Below are 19,303 nucleotides of genomic sequence, written 5' to 3' on the forward strand. Positions count from 1 at the left end.
GATTAACGGCATCTTTGATGCGCTAGCGGTTAGGAAATCTTGCCTGTCCGCGGCTTCAGTCAGCGGCGTTGGCAGCCTTTCTGCCACTTACCGCCCTCGCAATGGAGTCAGTATGTTTTCGACATCCAATCCTTTCAGCAGACAGTTTTGCGCAATTGCCGACAGTGCTTCATAGAGCTGGTCTCGCTGCTTTATCAAGTCAGCATTCTCTGCCTGCAGATGAGCAATTCGTTCTTCGAGGCTTCTTCGGCGGCGGGCACCGTCTGGATCTCTCCCACTCTCTTTGAGTTGTGCAATACGGGCGGACTCAATTCGCCTCCCACGATCACCTACTAGGGTAGCGCGGCTCGTCAGGCCCAATCGACGCTGCACTTCGGGGCGTGAAATAGGCGCGAGCTCCAGTCCTAAGCTAATCATTTGAGCGAGGAGGGCGTCGATAGCCTCGTCCAAGGTGCCGCCCCTCAAGATTTGTCGTTGCGCCATGGTTGCCTCTAATCATCCGAAACTGAACTGTGCCGTTTGTCCGAGTCCGCAACCGTCATTGGATGCCCGTTGGGAAACACGCGTTGCACACCTACACTGGTATCGCGTGCGAGGACGGAATTTAAATTGTTGAGCTTGTCTTCCTGGTCCGCCAGCCATACGTCGCTGCCTGCCTCTCCAGCGCCGGCATCGCGCATGATGGTGATTGCCATCGTCAGATTCTCGGCTTGTTTCTCAAGATTGGCTCGCTCCGATGGAGTGCCCATCAGATGGAGATGCGAGCAGCCATTCCAGCACTGAAGATGCTTAGGGCAGGGAGCTTGGGAGAAGTCGTGAATGCAGCCTCCAAAGGGTGTCACGTGCAGCGCCGTGGCGTGTACGGTGAGGAATGCTTCTGCAGTTGTCGTGCCTTTATCTGACAGCAACGCATGGTAACTGTCGGTCAACGCGCCCTGAATGCGTTTATCTCTTATGCCTGTATGCAGAAAATCGATGCGCTCGTGATGGCTATTGAACGCCAAGAACTCGTGATGCGCAGCAGTGTTTTCCTCAATGCTTGTGTGTTGGTAGTAGACATTCTGGTCGAGGCGTTTTCGCCCTAAGGCCAATGCTTGCTGAACATCACTCATGCCGGTCAGATGATAAATAGTGTTTCGCCAGTGTCGGGGTTGGTGGCTTGTTAGCCTAATCGGAGTGCCATCGGATTCGGTTAGTAAACGACGCGAAAAAATGGACGCATATTTTTCATCGTCACCTAACGCGTGATTGATATCCACGATGCTGACCCGACGCGGGACCGCACGAAACACATTTGCCTCACGTCCACCGAAACGAAATTGCCCGTCGAAAGCGATGGCAAGCGTTTCGCTGGTTCTAAGTACGATACGAGCCTCTCCCCCGACATTTTCTGTTAGTACCGCGTGCCCACGGAGCTTCGGGATGATCAGTCTTTCAATCTCCCCCGCGACGTAGCGTCGCTTTAACGACCTTCCTCGTTTCTCATCGGGCTCATTGTCAAACGGATGGACGCCGTTGCGTGTGAGGAAAAGGTATAGATTTCTGTTTGCACTCCTTGTTTCGCTAAAACCTAGCCAATCCAAGACCATTGCATCGGAGATCACCGACTGAGGAGGGTAGCTCCAAATACGTCCTGGGTGGAGTTCTTGCCAAGCGGCAATCTCTCGCTGCTCTTCGGTTAGCGTCTTCAATCTCTCTACCGCTCGCCTGGCTAAAGGAACGTCGCTTTCAGCCAACCAATGAACACGGGATTGAAATTGCTTTTCCGCAAAGTACCTAATTCCGCATTCGACCAGAGGCTTACCATTGGCATCTACAACGACCTCTCCTGTGCTCCCTTTGATCGGCCTCTCGACCCAACAATCATAGGGGATGACTGCTACTTCGTTACCTCGCTGTCCAGTCGCAATCAACAAATCGATCACGCGCAGCAAAATTTCTTCGCCGTCACTGAGCGGGTTGTTCGAACATAGGGCGTATGCTTCCATCGCCTCACGAGAAGGCAATCTATCATCAGATTTACGCTGTTTTACCGCACGATCAGGATCGTGCAATGAGATGTACTCGTGGCGGCGTTTCTCTGGTTTTGCATCATGTACGAAGTGGATGGCGGTCTCGGTTAATTGCAGTTTATCGATCGTATCCGCTATTACCTGAAGATGAGAGATCGCGTCGTAAAGGTTCTTGTAGCCACTCACGCGGAGAAATTCTACGACGCGGTCAAAATCACCCCGCGTCAACTGTGTAGGGTCGGATACGCGTCGTTCAAACAACGGATTGTAAAGCCGGCGTACGGCAATATTGTAGGCCGCGACCATCGAAAACTTCAGGCTTCGGGTGCGTTGAAGATATACGATTAATGCCTTGCAAAAATCCTGGAAATCCAAGGGGAGGGCAGCTTTAGGAGGAACAGAATAGCCATTCTTTTGAAGCGACTGTCGGTGAGTTTCAAAGGTTATGGTCTGTTGTTTTAAGCGCTGCGGCAGCCAATGCTCGACCGACCATAGCGATAGCTCCCAAGGGGTTGGAATCGGTAATGACTGAAAAATCACTTGTTCCTGTTTAATGAGACCTTCGAGATTCAGCCTTGCTCTAGACGGCGTCATCTGCGGCACCCTCCGTGCGCTGCCGGCAGCGCTCGATGGTAGCGCTTACTGCCAGGATGGTTGTTTGATGCTGTGCGAGAGGCCGGTTGTGAATGAGGTCTCCGGCTTGTTCTGCCATGTCAATGAACCGCTGAGCTTCTCGTTGCAGCGCCTCTTTCACTTGCTCGTGCCGGCCGTCAGCAAAGGGGTGAAATTTTTTGCAGGTGTAGCAGGCATAGACGGGATTGTAGGGGCAGTGCGTATGAACTGGGAGGGCGCATGCACCGATGTCTCCGATGTACTGTGTGTCGATCACGCCACGGATAGCTCTTTCGGCAGCGGTATCGCGGCGTTGCACGACTTCCCCGGTCAAGATACTGCGCATAATGCGTTGATAGGCGGGACTCTTGCCGAGTGCTTTTTCTTTGATCCGGGCAATGTTGGGAGTTGCCGTGACGTAAGCGCGCGCCGCTACTGTGCTGTTATGGCCAAGCAGTTCGGCAATCATGTCTGCCGGAGTTCCCTGGTCAGCCAAACCTTGCCCGAGGTGATGGCGCAACAAGATAGTTACCTGGTTAGGCTTGTCTATCCCTGCTTCACGCAGTTCATGTTTAAGGCCTATACCGATTTCGTTAACTGACAGACGTTTTCCATTAGGACTGACAAATAATGGTCCCCAGTCGCTGCCAAATTGGCGTTGAATTTCCGAGATGTGGCGTGAGATTTTTTCACCCAGTCGGGAGGTGACTTTGCGGGGCCGTCGCTCAGGCCTGCGCTGGCCGACCTTTTTGGCCATGGGTAGCCAGAGGGTGTAGTACCTCTCATGATCAGCGCTTTCAATGAACTCAAAATCCGCGATGTCAAGCGAGTGAAATTGAATCGAGCGTGGTGCGAGTTCGAAACCTAAGTGAAGTACTATATTGAACTGGGCCTCCTCCCAAGAGGTAGGTGAAACCTCTCGTTCAATCCGTTTGAGCAATCGAACTTCCTCATCGAGGTCTAAACCAGACTGCGAGAGAAAAATTCGCGCATACGGGTCAACTCGATCTGATTTCACATCCTTGATTTTTAAGTAGGTGATTGGATCGAAGCCATTGATTCATCTATCCATTGCCCATCGGTAAAGCCTTCGAAATCCTATAAGTACTGCCCTCGTTTTTTTGAGTTCCTCAAGAGCAGTGACCAGCTGATGGGTGTCCCAAGGAAGTCCGGTCGCGAGATTTGTACTAGATAAAAAGCGTAGGGTATCTGCGAACATTACCGCGGTTCGAGGGGCATATTTCTCAAGTGCATAGGCCATAAAACCTTTGCCTATTTCTATTAGCTCCGAGTTCAATTGGAGTGCAGCCCAATCGACTTTCATCGCGAGTCCACCGTCGTACCACGTCCACACCTTCAGCCGGGTATCGACGTATCGTGGCTGATCATTGGTGCGTGTTCGAATAGCGACCTGAGCCGGCCCTTGGAACAAATAGCCCGAAAAAGAGGAGGAGGGTGAAGCATGATCTTTGCCAACTGATTTAGTCACAACTAACCTCCTTAACTGTCAAATCGGCTCCAGGCTGCCGAGGCACGCTGGGCATTGTGGAGGTTGGCCGACTCGGCTAGATAACGACTTGCATAACGGCGTGGCATCGTCGAAGTCTCAGACCAACCGCAGACTCGTCGGAGTTCGTCCGTGGCCCGTTCGAGGTCATACCCACGCGTCTCGATCAAGAAAGACAAAAACCGGTCGGCAAAGGTGTGGCGGAAGTCATGCGCGGAAAGTGTAGGCAACAATCCCGGACGAGCCAGTTCAATGGTCAGAAACAGCCGATCAAGAACGTTAGACAACGCGCGGATGGACAGCGGACGGCCTCGATCCGAGATGAACAAATAGCGGTACATCAATTTCATCGGCTTGCCGTGACGCAGAGGGCGCCGTTCGCTCTGGATATATCGCTCGTAGACCTCATACAACTGAGTGGAGATGCCTACGGTCCGCCCATGTGTTTTCAGTGCAGGCTCTTCAGCGCGTGGGTCGCCTGGATCATGTTCGCGGTCATTGATGCTGACATAGGCATGCTGAGAACCCTGGTTAATATCCGTGGTGTAGAGCTTCAGAAGCTCTCCGCGACGGATACCAGTCTCCAGTAGCAATTCAATCATTAGCCAATTGCGCAACTGCAATCGTTCCGGGAACGGATTCTCCGCGGCACCCGGGCGAATCAGTGTACGAACGATCTGAAGCTGCATATCTGTCAGGCTGCGGTAACGAGTGCGGTCGGGACGAAGATTGATGATATGGCTCTCAAAGCGCCGTTCAATGACGTCGGCGACATCGGCAAATACAACTTCGATGTTAGTCAGGGTGGTTGAGTTCTGACGGGCGCGCGGAATGTAACGAGTCACGCACCAGGACAGGTACTGCTTCAGCAACCGCAGGTACTGGTCACGGGTACGCGGATCGATCTGAGGAAAAGGTGCCGTTGCAGCTTTGCCGATTCGGGCGACCAGGTTGTCGGCTTGACGGCCGCTTTGGAGCCAGATGGCGTAACCATCCAGTAAAGCCAGAATCGACTCGAAGTGGCAGGCCAAGATGGCGTCATCAATATTGAGGTCACGGCTTTTGGCATAGATGTAGAAAGCCTGGATCGCGCGCAGATGTGCCGCAGTAGTGTTGTAAGCGCGGTACCTTAGCTTGAGTTGAACGTAGATGAACGGGACAAGTATGGGCAAAGGCTCCGCATCTCCAGTCTGCACGAGCAGCGGTACACGCTGACCTGAAGAGAAACGGCATTGAATCAGCTTCATCGGCAGCCACCTCATTCAATGACTCGCCATGAACACGAAGGACATGGCCCGTTGAGAGATTGGACGTCAGAAACGGTTTTGTCGAATCAGTGGCTTAGGTAGCTCATGAACATCTTTGACATGACCTGTCGTTTAACATAATATACATTATGCGTACTACCGTATCTGGACCCGGAGGGCCGTGGTTGTCAGGCCCCAGTAAAGATGCGCCTTTGCCTACTTAATTGTGCGCCTCTTACGAATCAATGGCTTAAGCATGCACTTGTTAGTGTCAGTCTCAAGATCGACAGCGCTTTTCCTAACCTGAACCAACGAATACCCAGTTAAAGATGCGCTTCTAGCCGGACGTGGTATCCATCTATAGATGCGCTTTTTTTGGGGTTCCCAAGCCTCCAATACGCTTTACGCACAAATTGAACGTCAACCAGTCATGCATTTTTGGCTCTGTTGCCCGAGGTGCGGTCTATAGGGAAATACGCCTTCGGGATCACACGAGTGCTGATTCGCAATTTACGCTACCGCGTGATGCTCTTAGCCATTCATGGTTTGCGTACAGTCTCTAGCTCACTACTAATGCCCTGTAATCAATGACAGCCGCATAGATGCCTTCCGTTGGCCACATCACCCGAGGTACCGATGAAGTCATCGACCTCGTTGCCCAGCCAGCGGTACATCTGCTTGCACATGGCGGTTTCGCACGGCAGACTGCCGCTAAGCTGCCCACGGGTGCGCCCGCTGGCGTCGCAGCCGACACTAGTATCCTGGTCATTGGGCTATACTGATGTGACTCCAATGGTACTGACTCTCACACAGGCTGCAATTTGAAATGGTGTGGTACGAAATGTTAACGTAGTTTAAGGCAGTTCCTACGCTTTAGCAGATCTGAAATGCCTATGCTGCACTGCAGAGATAATGCCTCTGGAATTTTCGAAGGCTTAGTCACCCTGCTCCAGTCGTAATTAATCTCGATTGAATCCCAACTCAACTAAATGACTATTTAGTTGAGCTATATCAACAGGTTACATTTTAAACCGATCCACCGACTGCGACAGCTTCCCCGCCAGGCTCGACAATTCATCCGTCGTCGACGCCGTACCCGCAATCACCCGGCTATTGCTTTCCGACATCCCCGCAATCATCTCCACCTGATGGGCGATCTCGTTGCTGGCCAGGCTTTGTTCACTGATGGTGCGGGAAATGTCATTCACCAGTTCGGTGGTACTGAGCGTGGCCTGGAGGATTTCGCGAATGGCGCGTTCCACGTCGGCGGTGACGGCCATGCCCTTATCCACTTGAGCAACGCCCTCCTCCATGCTGGTAACCGCTTCGCGGGTGTTCTGCTGGATGCGCCCGACCATGCTGGCGATTTCCTGGGTCGAGGCGCTGGTGCGTCCGGCTAGGCTGCGCACTTCATCGGCCACCACGGCAAAGCCACGGCCCTGCTCACCGGCGCGGGCGGCTTCGATCGCGGCGTTCAGCGCCAGCAAGTTGGTTTGATCGGCGATACCCTTGATCACCTGGATGATGCTGTAGATCGCCTCGGACTCTTTGTCCAGCGTGCGAATCACCTGGGCCGATTGCTGCGCCGAGCGTGCGATGCCGTCCATGTCGCTGACCACTTGATGAATGATCCGGCCGCCGTCTTTGGCCAGAGTTTGCGCCTGGTTGGCCATGTCCAGCGCCTGTCCGGCATGGCGGGTAATTTCCTCGATGCTGGCGGTCATTTCACTCGCGGCGGCGGCCATGGTGCTGGCGGCCGCGCTTTGTTGCTGGCTGCTGCCTGCAACTTCATGGCAGCCGTGGCTCAAGCGTTCGCTTACGCCATTGACGCCATGGGCATTGCTGCGCACCACTTCGATCATGCTGCGCAAGTCACGTTGCATGGTGGCCAGGCTGCGAATCAGCGTGCTGGCTTCGTCCTGGTTCTTAGGCTCGACAATCGGCTGGCTCAAGTTGCCATGGGCGATGCTGTCGGCAATGCGGCTGGCGGTCTGCAACGGCCCCATGATGCTCAGGATTACCCAGCGCCCTTGTGCCAGCAACAGCAGAAGGCTGGCGACCAACACCACGGCGAGGACCCAGTTGGCGCTGCTGATGGCTTGTCGGGTGCCGGTGCTGGTGCCCAGGGTATGGCTTTCGATCAGTTCACTCAGCGCGGCCATTTGGTCTTCCAGCTGGCTGAATGCGGTGTTGAACGTTTCGATCTCTACACGCGCGGCCTCGGGATTGGTGAGGGCCAATGCAACGATGCGCTCGCCGGCGCTGATATAGGTGTCCAGGCTGGGTTTGATTTTTTCAAGGCTGGCCTTGGTCGTGTCGTCCAACGGCTGCTTGAAATTATCCGCCAGCATCTGACGGAAATGCTCGGCATGCTCCTTGAGCGACGCGTTGACCTCGGCAGGCGTATTCGTGCTTTTGCCCAGGCCTACCAACATGGCGGACAACACATCGGCACGCAGCGCGTCGTGCATCATGTCCGCTTCCATATGGTTGCGCAGTACCGTCATGCTGACTTCATTGTCCTGCACCGCAGCCGCCATGCGGGTGTTTCCCAGGTAGCCTGCCAGGCTCATGATCAAGGCGGTCGCCAGCCCGGTCGCAATCAACAGCATCAAGCGTAGTTTGATCGTCATCTGGTATCCCCATGCCTGGATCGCCGGTTGGGAAACCAACCGTTCGAGCGTCATTAGTACCGTTATCGGCACCGCCACCCGTTAGTGAAGCCCAAGTTTGCGGATCTGCATGAATCCCTTAAGCTGGGCGTCTTTTGTCTGCCCGGACCTGCCAATGCCTCGAAGCATCGCCCACCTCGCCCTGCTGTTGGGCTTGATCACCGCCGTCGGCCCGTTTGCCATCGACAGCTACCTGCCGGCACTGCCAACCCTGGGCGCCAGCCTTCACGCATCACCGGCCGCCGTGCAGATGAGCCTGACGGTGTTCTTCATGATCATTGGGGTGTGCCAGCTGTTCTATGGCCCCATCAGCGACGTATTTGGCCGCAAAATGCCGATTTATGCGGGGTTGGTGATCTTTGTCATCGGCAGTATCGGCTGTGCAATGGCGCCGACCATCGAGGTGTTGATTGGCTTTCGCGCGGTACAGGCATTTGGCGCATGCGCGGGCATGGTGATTCCGCGGGCGATAGTCCGCGACCTGTACACCGGCCATGAAGCGGCGCGCCTGATGGCCCTGTTGATGTTGGTGATGAGTGTTTCGCCGATCCTTGCACCCTTGGCTGGCAGCGTGGTGATTTCAGTCTGGAGTTGGCGCGAGGTATTTGCGGTATTGGCGGTGGTGGCGCTGTTGTGCCTGGTGATGACGATTGTGCAATTGCCGGAAACCCACCCGGCAGAGCGTCGGTTGGGCAAGACCCTGAACAACGCATTCGGCAGCTACGGCGCCCTCCTGCGCGACCCGGTATTTACCGGCTTGTCAGTGGTCTGCGGCTTTGGCCTTGCCACGTTCTTCGTGTTTATCGGCAGCGCGCCCTTCGTGTACATCGAATACTTCGGCCTGACACCGACGCAGTTCAGCCTGTGCTTTGCAGTGAATGCGGCGTCGTTTTTCGCCATGAGCCAACTGACGGCACGCCTGAGCGCCCGTTTTGGCCTGGCGCCGCTGATTCGCTGGTCGGTAATGGCCGTGGCGGCCGTAATGGCGTTACTGGCGGCGACGACGCTGTGGGGCAGCAACCTGGCCTTGATGATGGCCCTGCTGTTTATCGGCTTCGGTTTTCTTGGCCTGTTGCTGCCGGCCGCCGGGGTACTGTCGATGGAAGATCACGGCGCCGTGGCAGGTTCGGCGTCTGCGCTGCTTGGCGCGATACAGATGGTCACTGCCGCGGTGTCCATGACGCTGGTTGGTCTGTTCGCCGACCACACGCCCGCCCCCATGCTGGTAGGCATCGCGCTGTGCGCCGCCGCCGCCATGCTCACGGTAGTCTGGACCCTGCGCCGATTGCCGTCGCACCTGGCGAGCGCCTAGCGCTTACAAATCAAAGCGGTCCACCGCCCGCCGCCGCTCGTTGTCATCGCGCACGTCATAGCTGGCGGTGGTCTGGATATTGGTGTGGTGGGCCAGCTTCTGCGCAATCGACAGGTCATGCTCCTCGATCACCCGGGTGATGAAGGAGCGCCGGAAGTCATGGGGCATGATCTTTACGCCCACCTGGTCGCCGCGCTGGCGAGCGATGTAGTAAATCGCGTGCTTGGTGATGCGCTCACGGGTGATATGGCTACCGCGCCGGATGCGGTTGAACAAAAAACCATCGTCCTGCTCGCCTTCCTTAAGCTGCCCGCGACGAAACTCCAGCCAGGCCTGCAGCTTGGCGAATGCCCATTCCGGTGCGTACTTGATCAGTTCCTTGTTGCCCTTGCCGATCACGCGCAAGCTGCGCTGTTCGAAATCAACCTGCGCCAGGTCCAGGTTGACCGACTCCGACTTGCGCATGCCCGAGCCATAAAGGATGCCGATCACCGCGGCATCGCGCAGGCCCTGCGGGCGTGGGTCGGCGGCGCAGACTTCCATCATCTCGCGGATCAGCGTACGGCGCAGGTTGCGCCCCTGCCCCAGGCGTGTACCGGACGCGGCCTTGACCGAACGCATCTTCAGCAGATGCTCCTGGCTGATCAAGCTCATGCGCCACGCTTCATTCATCACGCCGCGCACGGCATTCACATACAGCGACGAGGTGTTCGGCGCATAGCCGTCCTCGCGCAACGCGGCGACCAGGGCGATCACCTGTTCGGGTTGCAGCAGGTGCCAGTCGATGTCTTCGAGGTTGACGTCGTCAAAGCCCAGACGGTCGGCGGCGTCCTGCAGCACATAACGCATGGTCAGTTGGCTTGAGGGCGCAAGGCGGGTGAGATAGAGGGTCAGGGGGTTGCGGATGGACTCAGTCAAGGTAGATCAGCCTTTGGATTAAATATCGCAAGCAATCCATTGATTAGTCGCGATATTTATTGAATTGGCGAACGCCGAGTCTACCAAAGTCTCGGCGCTGCCATCAAATCACGGCGCCACGTCGTCCTCTTCAGTGGGCTGCTGGGGCTGGCTCTGGGATTGGCTCCAATCGGCGTCCTGTTTGCGCATCAGTGCAAACCAGTGCTGGCGCATGAAGGTCAGGTAACCGTCGGGTGCCTTGGCGAAATCGTCCTCGTCGCGGTAGCAACCTGGCAGCGGCAGCTCCGTGCCCTGCTCCTTGTACTGGCTGACCAACGTCTGCTGCGCGGCCACGCTGCAATCGGTGGGCAGCGGCATGCCGCGCAGGGCGCCGGCGTCCTCGTCCCACCAGGCGGCGCCATAGCGGTCGACGCCGCGCAGGCGATACTTCTCGGACTTGCCAACGTGCATGATCAGTTTGAATTCATTTGGGCTGACGTCGCTGGTACAGGTGCGCGAGTAGCCCACGGTCGTCTGGGTATTGCCATCGCCCAGCAGGTCGGTGACCTTGGTGGCAGCCGCGTCGAAGTGCAGTCCGGCGTCGAATTCGCACTGGCGCACATCGTCGTAGAGCATCCACACGCGCTTGGGATGCTCGCCCGCCAGCAGATACTGGGCCGCGTAGACAAAAGCCGACTGAGTGCCATCGTCGTCGCGCTCGCTGACCTGTTCGGCCAGCACCAGCAGGTTCTTGCCTTGGCGGTCGTCCCAGGTATAGGCGGCGATCTGCTTGCCGCGCACTTCAATGCCCTCCGGCACCTGGTCAACGCTGGCCAGGGCCACGCCCTCGTCGGCTCGCGCCGCCGTGGCACAGGCAACGCACACCAACAATCCCATCAACACCGGCCGCAACTGGCCGCGTAAAAGCTGCACGCTATTCATCCGAGTACCCTGGCAAGAGATGGCTTACTTTACCGGCACTTGAAGGGCAATGCAGAGAAGATTGTTGAATACCTGCAGGGGCGCCTGCGAGCGCCTCGATCAAGTGAACCAAACAGCCGCCGGCCCGTTCCTATCCGCCTGAAAACGCACAGGGTTTAACGCCTTGTCCACATTGCTGAACCCTAGCTGTCTACCTGTCAAATAAACGAGTTTTTCATCCGCCTTTCATATTCGTTGAACAATTTTGCGCTTAACCTTGTATGCAACACTTCAGAGCAATCCTTGGTTTATCGACTAACCTGTTGATTACTCATTATCTTTAGCGCCGCGTTGTACTGTGCGGGCTATGGTTTTGCCCAACAATCGCTGCTGTTTTCGCGCTCCAAGTTGCTTTAGCCGAGGTCATGAATCTTTGAAACCCTACCCTATTCATTGCGTATCGATCGTTATCCCGGTCTACAACGAACAAGAGAGCCTGCCTGAATTGCTGCGCCGTACTACGGCTGCCTGCAAGCAGCTGGCCTACGACTACGAAATCATCCTGGTGGACGACGGCAGCCGCGACAATTCGGCGCAATTGCTCGAAGACGCCGCCGCCGAAGACGGCAGCAACGTGGTGGCGGTGATCCTCAACCGTAACTATGGCCAACACGCGGCGATCATGGCGGGTTTCGAACAGTGCCGCGGCGAAGTGGTGATTACCCTCGACGCCGACCTGCAAAACCCGCCCGAAGAAATCCCGCGCCTGGTGGAGCAAGCCGCCCTGGGCTACGACGTGGTCGCCACGGTGCGTAACAACCGCCAGGATTCAGCGTTCCGCCGCTGGCCCTCGCGCCTGATCAACCTGGCCGTGCAGCGCTCCACCGGCGTGGCCATGACCGATTACGGCTGCATGCTGCGCGCCTACCGCCGCACCATCGTCGACGCGATGCTGGCCTGCCGCGAGCGCAGTACCTTCATTCCGATCCTGGCCAACGGCTTCGCGCGCCACACCACGGAAATCCTGGTGCACCACGCCGAGCGTGAGCACGGCGAATCCAAATACAGCGCCATGCGCCTGATCAGCCTGATGTTCGACCTGCTCACCTGCATGACCACCACACCGTTGCGCCTGCTGTCCATCGTCGGCTTCAGCCTGGCGGCGCTGGGTGTGCTGTTCGCGTTTGCGTTGATCGTCATGCGCCTGGCCTTCGGTGCCAACTGGGCGGGCGACGGCCTGTTCGTGCTGTTTGCGGTGCTGTTCGTGTTTACCGGTGGCCAGTTCATCGGCATGGGCCTGCTCGGTGAGTACCTGGGCCGCATGTACAGCGATGTGCGCGCCCGCCCGCGTTTCTTCATTGAAAAAGTGCTGCGCAACCAACCGGCAGCACCGGCTCCCGTGGTCGTCGTTGATGGCCTGGTGTCTTCCCATACTTCTACTTCTTCTTCCGATCAGGTTCAGTCATGAGTTCAAAAGCCGTTGTATTCGCCTACCACGATATTGGCTGTGCAGGTATTGAAGCCCTGCTCGCTGCGGGTTATGACATCGCCGCCGTGTTCACCCATGCCGACGACCCCAAGGAAAACAACTTCTACGGCTCCGTCGCCCAACTGTGCGCCCGCAACGGCATCCCGGTGCACGCCCCGGAAGACGCCAACCACCCGCTGTGGGTCGAACGCATCGCCAAGCTGAACCCGGATTTCATCTTCTCCTTCTACTACCGCAACCTGCTGAGCGAACCCCTGCTGGCCCTCGCCCGCCAGGGCGCCTACAACCTGCATGGTTCGCTGCTGCCCAAATACCGTGGCCGTGCACCGGCCAACTGGGTGCTGGTCAACGGCGAGACCGAAACCGGCGTGACCCTGCACCGCATGGTCAAGCGTGCCGATGCCGGCGCGATTCTGGCCCAGCACAAGGTCAGCATCGAGCGCAGCGACACCGGTCTGAGCCTGCACGCCAAACTGCGTGAGGCCGCCAGCCACCTGCTGCGCGATGCCCTGCCGCAACTGGCTCAAGGCAAACTGGCTGAGACCGCTCAGGATGAAAGCCAGGCGACCTGCTTCGGCCGCCGCACCGCCGCCGATGGCAAGATCGACTGGAAAAAGCCCGCAGAAGAGCTGTTCAACCTGGTGCGTGCCGTGACTCAGCCCTACCCGGGCGCCTTTTGCGCCGTGGGCGAGCACAAACTCATCGTTTGGCAGGCTGACGTGGTCAAGGGCAACGAAGGCCTGGCGCCGGGCCGTGTGATCAGCGTCAACCCGCTGCGCATCGCCTGCGGTGAAGACTCCCTGGTGGTCAAATTCGGCCAGCGCAACGACAACGGCCTGTACCTCGCCGGCCCGTCCCTGGCCGATGAACTGGGCCTGGTGGACGGCTCCGTGCTGCGCGGTGCCGAGTCGGGCCGCAAGCCGCGCCGTACCCGCGTGCTGATCCTGGGGGTGAACGGCTTTATCGGTAACCACCTGTCCGAGCGCCTGCTGCGTGACGACCGCTATGAAGTCTACGGTCTGGATATCGGCTCCGACGCCATCGAGCGCCTGCGCAGCCACCCGAACTTCCACTACGTGGAAGGCGATATCAGCATCCACACCGAGTGGATCGAGTACCACATCAAGAAGTGCGACGTGGTGCTGCCGCTGGTGGCCATCGCCACGCCAATCGAATACACCCGCAACCCGCTGCGCGTGTTCGAGCTGGACTTCGAGGAAAACCTCAAGCTGGTGCGCTACTGCGTCAAGTACAACAAGCGCGTGATCTTCCCGTCGACCTCCGAAGTCTATGGCATGTGCCAGGACCAGTACTTCGACGAAGACACCTCCAACCTGGTGGTGGGCCCGGTCAACAAGCAACGCTGGATCTATTCGGTCTCCAAGCAGCTGCTCGACCGCGTGATCTGGGCTTACGGCGACAAGGGCCTCAAATTCACCCTGTTCCGCCCGTTCAACTGGATGGGGCCACGCCTGGACCGCCTGGACTCGGCGCGTATCGGCAGTTCCCGTGCGATCACCCAACTGATCCTGAACCTGGTGGAAGGCACGCCGATCCGCTTGTTCGACGGTGGCGAGCAGAAGCGTTGCTTCACTGACATCGCCGACGGCATCGAAGCCCTGGCGCGCATCATCGATAACGACAAGGGCGTCTGCGACGGTCAGATCATCAACATCGGCAACCCGGAAAACGAAGCCAGCATCCGTCAGTTGGGCGAAGAGCTGCTGCGTCAGTTCGAAGCTCACCCGCTGCGCGGCAACTTCCCGCCGTTTGCCGGTTTCCGCGACGTGGAAAGCAAGGCGTTCTACGGCACCGGTTACCAGGACGTGGCACACCGCAAGCCGAGCATCGAAAACGCCAAGCGCCTGCTGAACTGGGAGCCGAGCGTGCAGATGAGCGAAACCATCGGCAACACGCTGGACTTCTTCCTGCGTGAAGCGATGCTTGAAATAGCGGACAAAAAGTAATGAAGGCAGGTCTTCGCATCGACGTCGACACCTACCGTGGCACCCGTGAAGGTGTGCCGCGGCTGCTCGAGTCCCTGGACGAAGCCGGGATCAAAGCGACGTTTTTCTTCAGCGTCGGGCCGGACAACATGGGGCGCCACTTGTGGCGCCTGATCCGCCCGCAGTTTCTGTGGAAAATGCTGCGTTCCAACGCCGCCGGCCTGTATGGCTGGGACATCCTGCTGGCCGGCACCGCCTGGCCGGGCAAGCCGATTGGCCGCGACCTGGGGCATTTGATGCGCCAGGCCAAGGCTGCCGGGCATGAAGTCGGCCTGCACGCGTGGGATCACCATGGCTGGCAGGCCAATACCGGGCGGTGGAGCGATACACAGCTGGTCGAGCAGATCCGACGCGGCGTGGACACCTTGAGCGACATTCTGGGTGAGCGTATCGACTGTTCAGCGGCCGCCGGTTGGCGCGCCGATGAACGCGTGGTGCAAGCCAAGCAAGCCTTCGACTTTCGCTACAACAGCGATTGCCGGGGCACCAGCCTGTTCCGGCCGACCCTGGCCGATGGCAGCGCGGGCACCCCACAAATTCCGGTAGACCTGCCCACCTTCGACGAAGTCGTCGGGCCGGTAGTGGCTGCCAACGATTTCAACACCTTCATCCTTGACCGGTTCAACGCGTCGAAGCTGAACGTCTACACGATCCACGCAGAAGTAGAAGGGATTTTGATGGCTCAGGATTTTCGCCAGTTACTCGCCCAGGCCGGGCAGCGCGGCATCGACTTCACCCCCCTGGGCGAGCTGCTGCCCGCCGATGTCACCACCCTGCCCCAGCAACAGCTGGTGCGCGGCGCCTTGAGCGGCCGCGAGGGTTGGCTCGGAGTACAGCAGGCATGATCCGGCGCTGGGCATTGCCCTTGCTGCTGTTGGCCTTTGGCGTGTTTTACCTGCTGCCGCTGGCGACTCACGGCCTGTGGATCCCCGATGAAACCCGCTACGCGCAAATCAGCCAGGAGATGCTGCTGACCGGCAAGTGGGCTTCGCCGCACTTCATGGGCATTCGCTACTTCGAAAAACCGGCAGCGGGCTACTGGATGATCGCGCTGAGCCAGGCGATCTTCGGCCAGAATCTGTTCGGCGTGCGTTTTGCATCGGCCTTGAGCACCGGCTTGAGCATCCTGCTGGTCTACCTGGTGTCCCGCAGGTTGTGGAACGACCCGCAGAAAAGCCTGGTCAGCAGCGTGCTGTACATGAGTTTCGTCAGCGTGGCGATGCTCGGCGGCTACGCCAACCTGGACCCGCAGTTCACCTTCTGGGTCAACCTGACCGGCGTTGCCTTGTGGTTCTGCTTCGACAGCCACGCACGCCGTGCGCGGTTGTGGTCCTGGGCCTTACTGGGCCTGGCCTGTGGCATGGGTTTCATGACCAAGGGCTTTCTGGCCTGGTTGCTGCCGGTGTTGATCGCCGTGCCCTACGCCCTCTGGCAGAAACGTTCGATTGAACTGTTCAAGTTCGGCCCGGTGGCCGTGGCTGTGGCGATCCTTGTCAGCCTGCCATGGGCGTTGACGGTCCACCTGCAGGAGCCGGATTACTGGCACTTCTTCTTCTGGCATGAGCATATCCAGCGCTTTGCCGGTGAAGATGCCCAGCACGCCGAGCCGTTCTGGTATTACCTGCCGTTGCTGGTCGCATTCGCTTTGCCGTGGGTTGCGCTGCTGCCGTCCAGCCTCAAACAGGCGTGGCAGGACAAACGCCTGCCGAAAACCGCGTTCCTGCTGCTGTGGCTGCTGATGCCCCTGGCGTTCTTCAGCCTGGCCAAAGGCAAGCTGCCCTCCTACATCATGCCGTGCCTGCTGCCCCTGGCCTTGCTGATGGGGTCGACCCTGAGTGACAAGCTCGCTCAAGGCCGTGGCCGCGTGTTGCGCATCAACGGTTGGCTGAACCTGGTGATCGGCGTGCTCGTCCTGGTGGCACTCATCTGGTTCCAGTGGAAGAAACCGGTGTACGAGCCCGGTGAAGAAACCCTCAGCCTGGTGCTGCTATCAACCTGCCTGTTCGGCTGGATCCTGGTCAACCTGCTGCAGGCGCTGCGCCCGGTGAAAGCGTGGGCCGCCCCCATGGCAGGCAGTGCCTTGCTGGTTGCCCTGGTGCCCGCCGCGCTGCCCCATTCGGTGGTTTATAACAAAACCCCGGACCAGTTCATCATCGATCATGCCGAAGAACTCAAACCTTCGGTCGCACTGTTGAGCAACGACCTGGGCGCATCCGCCGCGCTGTCATGGCGCCTGAAACGGCCCGACATCACGCTGTACAACACCTCTGGCGAGGTGAAATACGGCCTGGCCTATGCCGATACTGCCCATCGTCTGGTCGACCGCAACGGTATCCAGGCCTGGATGGCAGAAACCCGCCGTAGCGGCGCAGTAGGCGTGGTGATGCGCGTCAACAGCCAAGGCGAGAAGGAAGAACTCGCCCTGCTGCCTCCGGATGGCAAGCGGTATGCGCAGGGCAATATCGTGATCCTGATTTTTCCGCAGGTCGCGCCATGATCACCCTGCTTTTATTACTCGCGGCCTGCCTGCTCACCTGCATGGGCCAGGTTTCGCAGAAGTTCGCCGTGGAAAGCTGGCGCGAGTTGCCCGACGGCTGGGCGCTGAAGCTGCGCTCACCGTGGCTGTGGTCGGCGCTGGTATGCCTGGGCCTCGGCTTGCTGGTGTGGCTGCTGGTGCTGCAGCGCCTGGAAGTGGGCATTGCCTACCCCATGCTCAGTCTCAATTTTGTGTTGGTCACGCTGGTGGCGCGCTTTGTGTTCGCTGAACACATCGATGGCCGTCATTGGCTGGGCGTGGTGCTGGTCATTGCCGGCGTCGTGCTGTTGGGGCGCCAGGTATGAGCCGGATGCGCGGTTTCGCCCTGGCCATGGGCAGTGTCGGCCTGGTCAGCGCTGCCCAGCTGGGCATGCGCTGGAGCATGACGCGCCTGCCGTTGCCGGATCAGTGGCTGAGCGCTTTGAGTGCCGGCAGCATCGACCTGGGCGCGCTGGGCGTGGTGAGCCTGGCGATCCTCGCCTATGCGCTGTCGATGCTCTGCTGGCTCGGCGCGCTCAAGCACTTGCCCCTCGGGCGCGCCTACTCGCTGCTCAGCATCAGCTACGCGCTGGTGTACTTGCTGGCGGCCTGCCTGCCGGTGTTCAACGAACATTTTTCGTTTGCAAAAACCCTGGGGGTGGCCTTGGTCGTCCTCGGAGTACTGGTTATCAACTCTCGTCGTGCTAGCACTTCAAGTCCCAGGAATACCCCATGAAAATCAGTGTATTTGGTAGTGGTTACGTCGGTCTGGTACAGGCCACCGTATTAGCCGAAGTCGGTCACGATGTTATTTGCATGGACGTTGACCGGCACAAAGTCGAGTCGCTGCAGAAGGGTCACGTGACGATCTTCGAGCCCGGCCTGGCGGCCATGGTCAAGGAAAACCTGGAAAGCGGACGCCTGCATTTCACCTACGACGAAAAACTCGCCGTGGAACATGGTGAAGTGCTGTTCATTGCGGTGGGCACGCCGTCGGATGAAGACGGTTCGGCCGATCTCAAATATGTGCTGTCGGTGGGTGATGCGGTAGCCCGCCATCGCGTAGCGCCAGTGATCCTGGTGGAAAAGTCCACCGTGCCTGTGGGCACCGGCGATACCCTGCGCGATCACATGAGCAAAAAACTGCAGGCCGCAGGCCGTGAGCTGCAATTCGATATCGTCTCCAACCCGGAATTCCTCAAGGAAGGCTCGGCCGTCGCCGACTGCCGCCGCCCGGACCGCATCATCATCGGCTGCGAGCGCGAAGAAGTGCGCGAAGTGATGCGCGACCTGTACGCCCCGTTCAACCGCAACCATGACCGCATCATCTTCATGGACGTGCGCAGCGCCGAACTGACCAAGTACGCCGCCAACTGCATGCTCGCCACCAAGATCAGCTTCATCAACCAGATCGCCGAGCTGGCCGAACACCTGGGTGCCGACATTGAAGCCGTACGCCTGGGGATTGGTGCCGACTCGCGCATCGGTTACCACTTCATTTACCCAGGTTGCGGCTACGGCGGCTCGTGCTTTCCCAAGGACATGCGCGCCCTGATCCATAGCGCCAAGCAAGCCAATTGCTCCAGTGACCTTCTGGAAGCCGTGGAAGCGATCAACCAGCGTCAGAAAAGCAAGCTGTTCGAGCGCATCAATGCATTCTTCAAGGGTGACCTGCGCGGCAAGACGTTCGCCTTGTGGGGCCTGGCGTTCAAGCCCAACACCGACGACATGCGTGACGCACCGAGCCGCGTGTTGATGGAAGCCTTGTGGGCCGCCGGCGCCCAGGTCCGTGCCTTCGACCCTGAAGCCATGCAGGAAACCCAGCGCATCTATGGCGACGACCCACGGTTGATGCTGATGGGCACGCCGGAGTCCACCCTGGGCGGTGCCGACGCGTTGATCGTGTGCACCGAATGGCAGCAATTCAAGGCACCGGATTTCGACCTGATCCACCAGCGCCTGAAAACCCCGGTGATCTTCGACGGCCGCAACCTGTACGACGGTGAGCGCCTGACGCGCAAAGGCTTCAAATACTTCCCGATCGGTCGTGGCGACTCCTGCGAATTGCCGATCCCCCAGCAAAACTGGGTGCCACAGGCCAAGGCAGGCTGAT

Annotated in this window: 16 protein-coding genes and 1 pseudogene; 8 read left to right on the forward strand and 9 right to left on the reverse strand. The window is 58.4% G+C overall.

The genetic code is table 11. The annotated features are described in order from the left end of the window. Positions 1 to 87: 87 nt before the first annotated feature. The 7 genes and pseudogenes from SC318_RS13045 to SC318_RS27070 form a co-directional block, all read right to left on the reverse strand. Entirely contained in the window at positions 88 to 483 is a 396-nt protein-coding gene (locus SC318_RS13045; RefSeq protein WP_126570281.1) for a hypothetical protein, read from the reverse strand. 8 nt (positions 484 to 491) lie between these two features. Continuing rightward, positions 492 to 2,606: a hypothetical protein gene (locus tag SC318_RS13050; protein ID WP_320431132.1), complete on the reverse strand. Its 2,115-nt coding sequence runs from the start codon at positions 2,604 to 2,606 to the stop codon at positions 492 to 494. Then, positions 2,593 to 3,564, reverse strand: coding sequence for a tyrosine-type recombinase/integrase (locus SC318_RS13055; protein ID WP_320431133.1), 972 nt, complete (start codon positions 3,562 to 3,564; stop codon positions 2,593 to 2,595). The genes SC318_RS13050 and SC318_RS13055 overlap by 14 nt, the downstream gene beginning before the upstream one ends. 120 nt (positions 3,565 to 3,684) lie before the next feature. Next, positions 3,685 to 4,113: a hypothetical protein gene (locus SC318_RS13060; protein ID WP_320431134.1), complete on the reverse strand. Its 429-nt coding sequence runs from the start codon at positions 4,111 to 4,113 to the stop codon at positions 3,685 to 3,687. A gap of 11 nt (positions 4,114 to 4,124) precedes the next feature. Beyond that, positions 4,125 to 5,378, reverse strand: a complete 1,254-nt coding sequence (locus tag SC318_RS13065; protein ID WP_320431135.1) for a tyrosine-type recombinase/integrase — start codon at positions 5,376 to 5,378, stop codon at positions 4,125 to 4,127. 1,019 nt (positions 5,379 to 6,397) lie between these two features. Continuing rightward, positions 6,398 to 7,261: a methyl-accepting chemotaxis protein gene (locus SC318_RS27065; protein ID WP_413817643.1), complete on the reverse strand. Its 864-nt coding sequence runs from the start codon at positions 7,259 to 7,261 to the stop codon at positions 6,398 to 6,400. Further along, a pseudogene (locus SC318_RS27070) lies at positions 7,256 to 8,065 on the reverse strand (MCP four helix bundle domain-containing protein); the annotation flags it as partial. The gene SC318_RS27065 and the pseudogene SC318_RS27070, both read right to left, overlap by 6 nt. A gap of 100 nt (positions 8,066 to 8,165) precedes the next feature. On the opposite strand from SC318_RS27070, the gene SC318_RS13075 reads away from it, so the two are divergent. Continuing rightward, positions 8,166 to 9,362 (forward strand): multidrug effflux MFS transporter, encoded by a 1,197-nt coding sequence (locus tag SC318_RS13075; protein WP_320431137.1) that lies wholly within the window; start codon positions 8,166 to 8,168, stop codon positions 9,360 to 9,362. A 3-nt stretch (positions 9,363 to 9,365) separates the two neighbouring features. On the opposite strand, the gene xerC is transcribed toward SC318_RS13075, so the two are convergent. Next, a complete protein-coding gene (xerC, locus tag SC318_RS13080) occupies positions 9,366 to 10,280 on the reverse strand; it encodes a site-specific integrase (RefSeq protein WP_320431138.1) in 915 nt (304 codons plus the stop codon). A 108-nt stretch (positions 10,281 to 10,388) separates the two neighbouring features. Then, the gene (locus tag SC318_RS13085; RefSeq protein ID WP_320431139.1) at positions 10,389 to 11,201 is read right to left on the reverse strand and encodes a M949_RS01915 family surface polysaccharide biosynthesis protein; all 813 of its coding nucleotides are present in this window, start codon (positions 11,199 to 11,201) and stop codon (positions 10,389 to 10,391) included. Between the two features lie 412 nt (positions 11,202 to 11,613). Here SC318_RS13085 and arnC point away from each other — a divergent pair, with 412 nt between their 5' ends. From arnC to SC318_RS13120, 7 genes are read left to right on the forward strand one after another with little or no spacing between them, the layout of a single operon-like run. Continuing rightward, on the forward strand, positions 11,614 to 12,648 hold the full coding sequence (gene arnC, locus SC318_RS13090) for an undecaprenyl-phosphate 4-deoxy-4-formamido-L-arabinose transferase (RefSeq protein ID WP_320431140.1): 1,035 nt from the start codon (positions 11,614 to 11,616) through the stop codon (positions 12,646 to 12,648). Further along, positions 12,645 to 14,636, forward strand: a complete 1,992-nt coding sequence (arnA, locus tag SC318_RS13095; protein ID WP_306493085.1) for a bifunctional UDP-4-amino-4-deoxy-L-arabinose formyltransferase/UDP-glucuronic acid oxidase ArnA — start codon at positions 12,645 to 12,647, stop codon at positions 14,634 to 14,636. Before arnC ends, arnA begins: the two co-directional genes overlap by 4 nt. Then, positions 14,636 to 15,520: a 4-deoxy-4-formamido-L-arabinose-phosphoundecaprenol deformylase gene (gene arnD / locus SC318_RS13100; protein ID WP_320431141.1), complete on the forward strand. Its 885-nt coding sequence runs from the start codon at positions 14,636 to 14,638 to the stop codon at positions 15,518 to 15,520. Before arnA ends, arnD begins: the two co-directional genes overlap by 1 nt. Next, on the forward strand, positions 15,517 to 17,172 hold the full coding sequence (gene arnT, locus SC318_RS13105) for a lipid IV(A) 4-amino-4-deoxy-L-arabinosyltransferase (RefSeq protein ID WP_320431142.1): 1,656 nt from the start codon (positions 15,517 to 15,519) through the stop codon (positions 17,170 to 17,172). The genes arnD and arnT overlap by 4 nt, the downstream gene beginning before the upstream one ends. Beyond that, positions 17,169 to 17,516, forward strand: coding sequence for a 4-amino-4-deoxy-L-arabinose-phosphoundecaprenol flippase subunit ArnE (gene arnE / locus SC318_RS13110; protein ID WP_320431143.1), 348 nt, complete (start codon positions 17,169 to 17,171; stop codon positions 17,514 to 17,516). Before arnT ends, arnE begins: the two co-directional genes overlap by 4 nt. Continuing rightward, positions 17,513 to 17,926, forward strand: coding sequence for a 4-amino-4-deoxy-L-arabinose-phosphoundecaprenol flippase subunit ArnF (gene arnF, locus SC318_RS13115; protein WP_320431144.1), 414 nt, complete (start codon positions 17,513 to 17,515; stop codon positions 17,924 to 17,926). The genes arnE and arnF overlap by 4 nt, the downstream gene beginning before the upstream one ends. Further along, positions 17,923 to 19,302 (forward strand): UDP-glucose dehydrogenase family protein, encoded by a 1,380-nt coding sequence (locus SC318_RS13120; RefSeq protein ID WP_320431145.1) that lies wholly within the window; start codon positions 17,923 to 17,925, stop codon positions 19,300 to 19,302. Before arnF ends, SC318_RS13120 begins: the two co-directional genes overlap by 4 nt. Position 19,303 lies beyond the last annotated feature (1 nt).

Source organism: Pseudomonas sp. MUP55, assembly GCF_034043515.1.
Lineage (GTDB): Bacteria > Pseudomonadota > Gammaproteobacteria > Pseudomonadales > Pseudomonadaceae > Aquipseudomonas.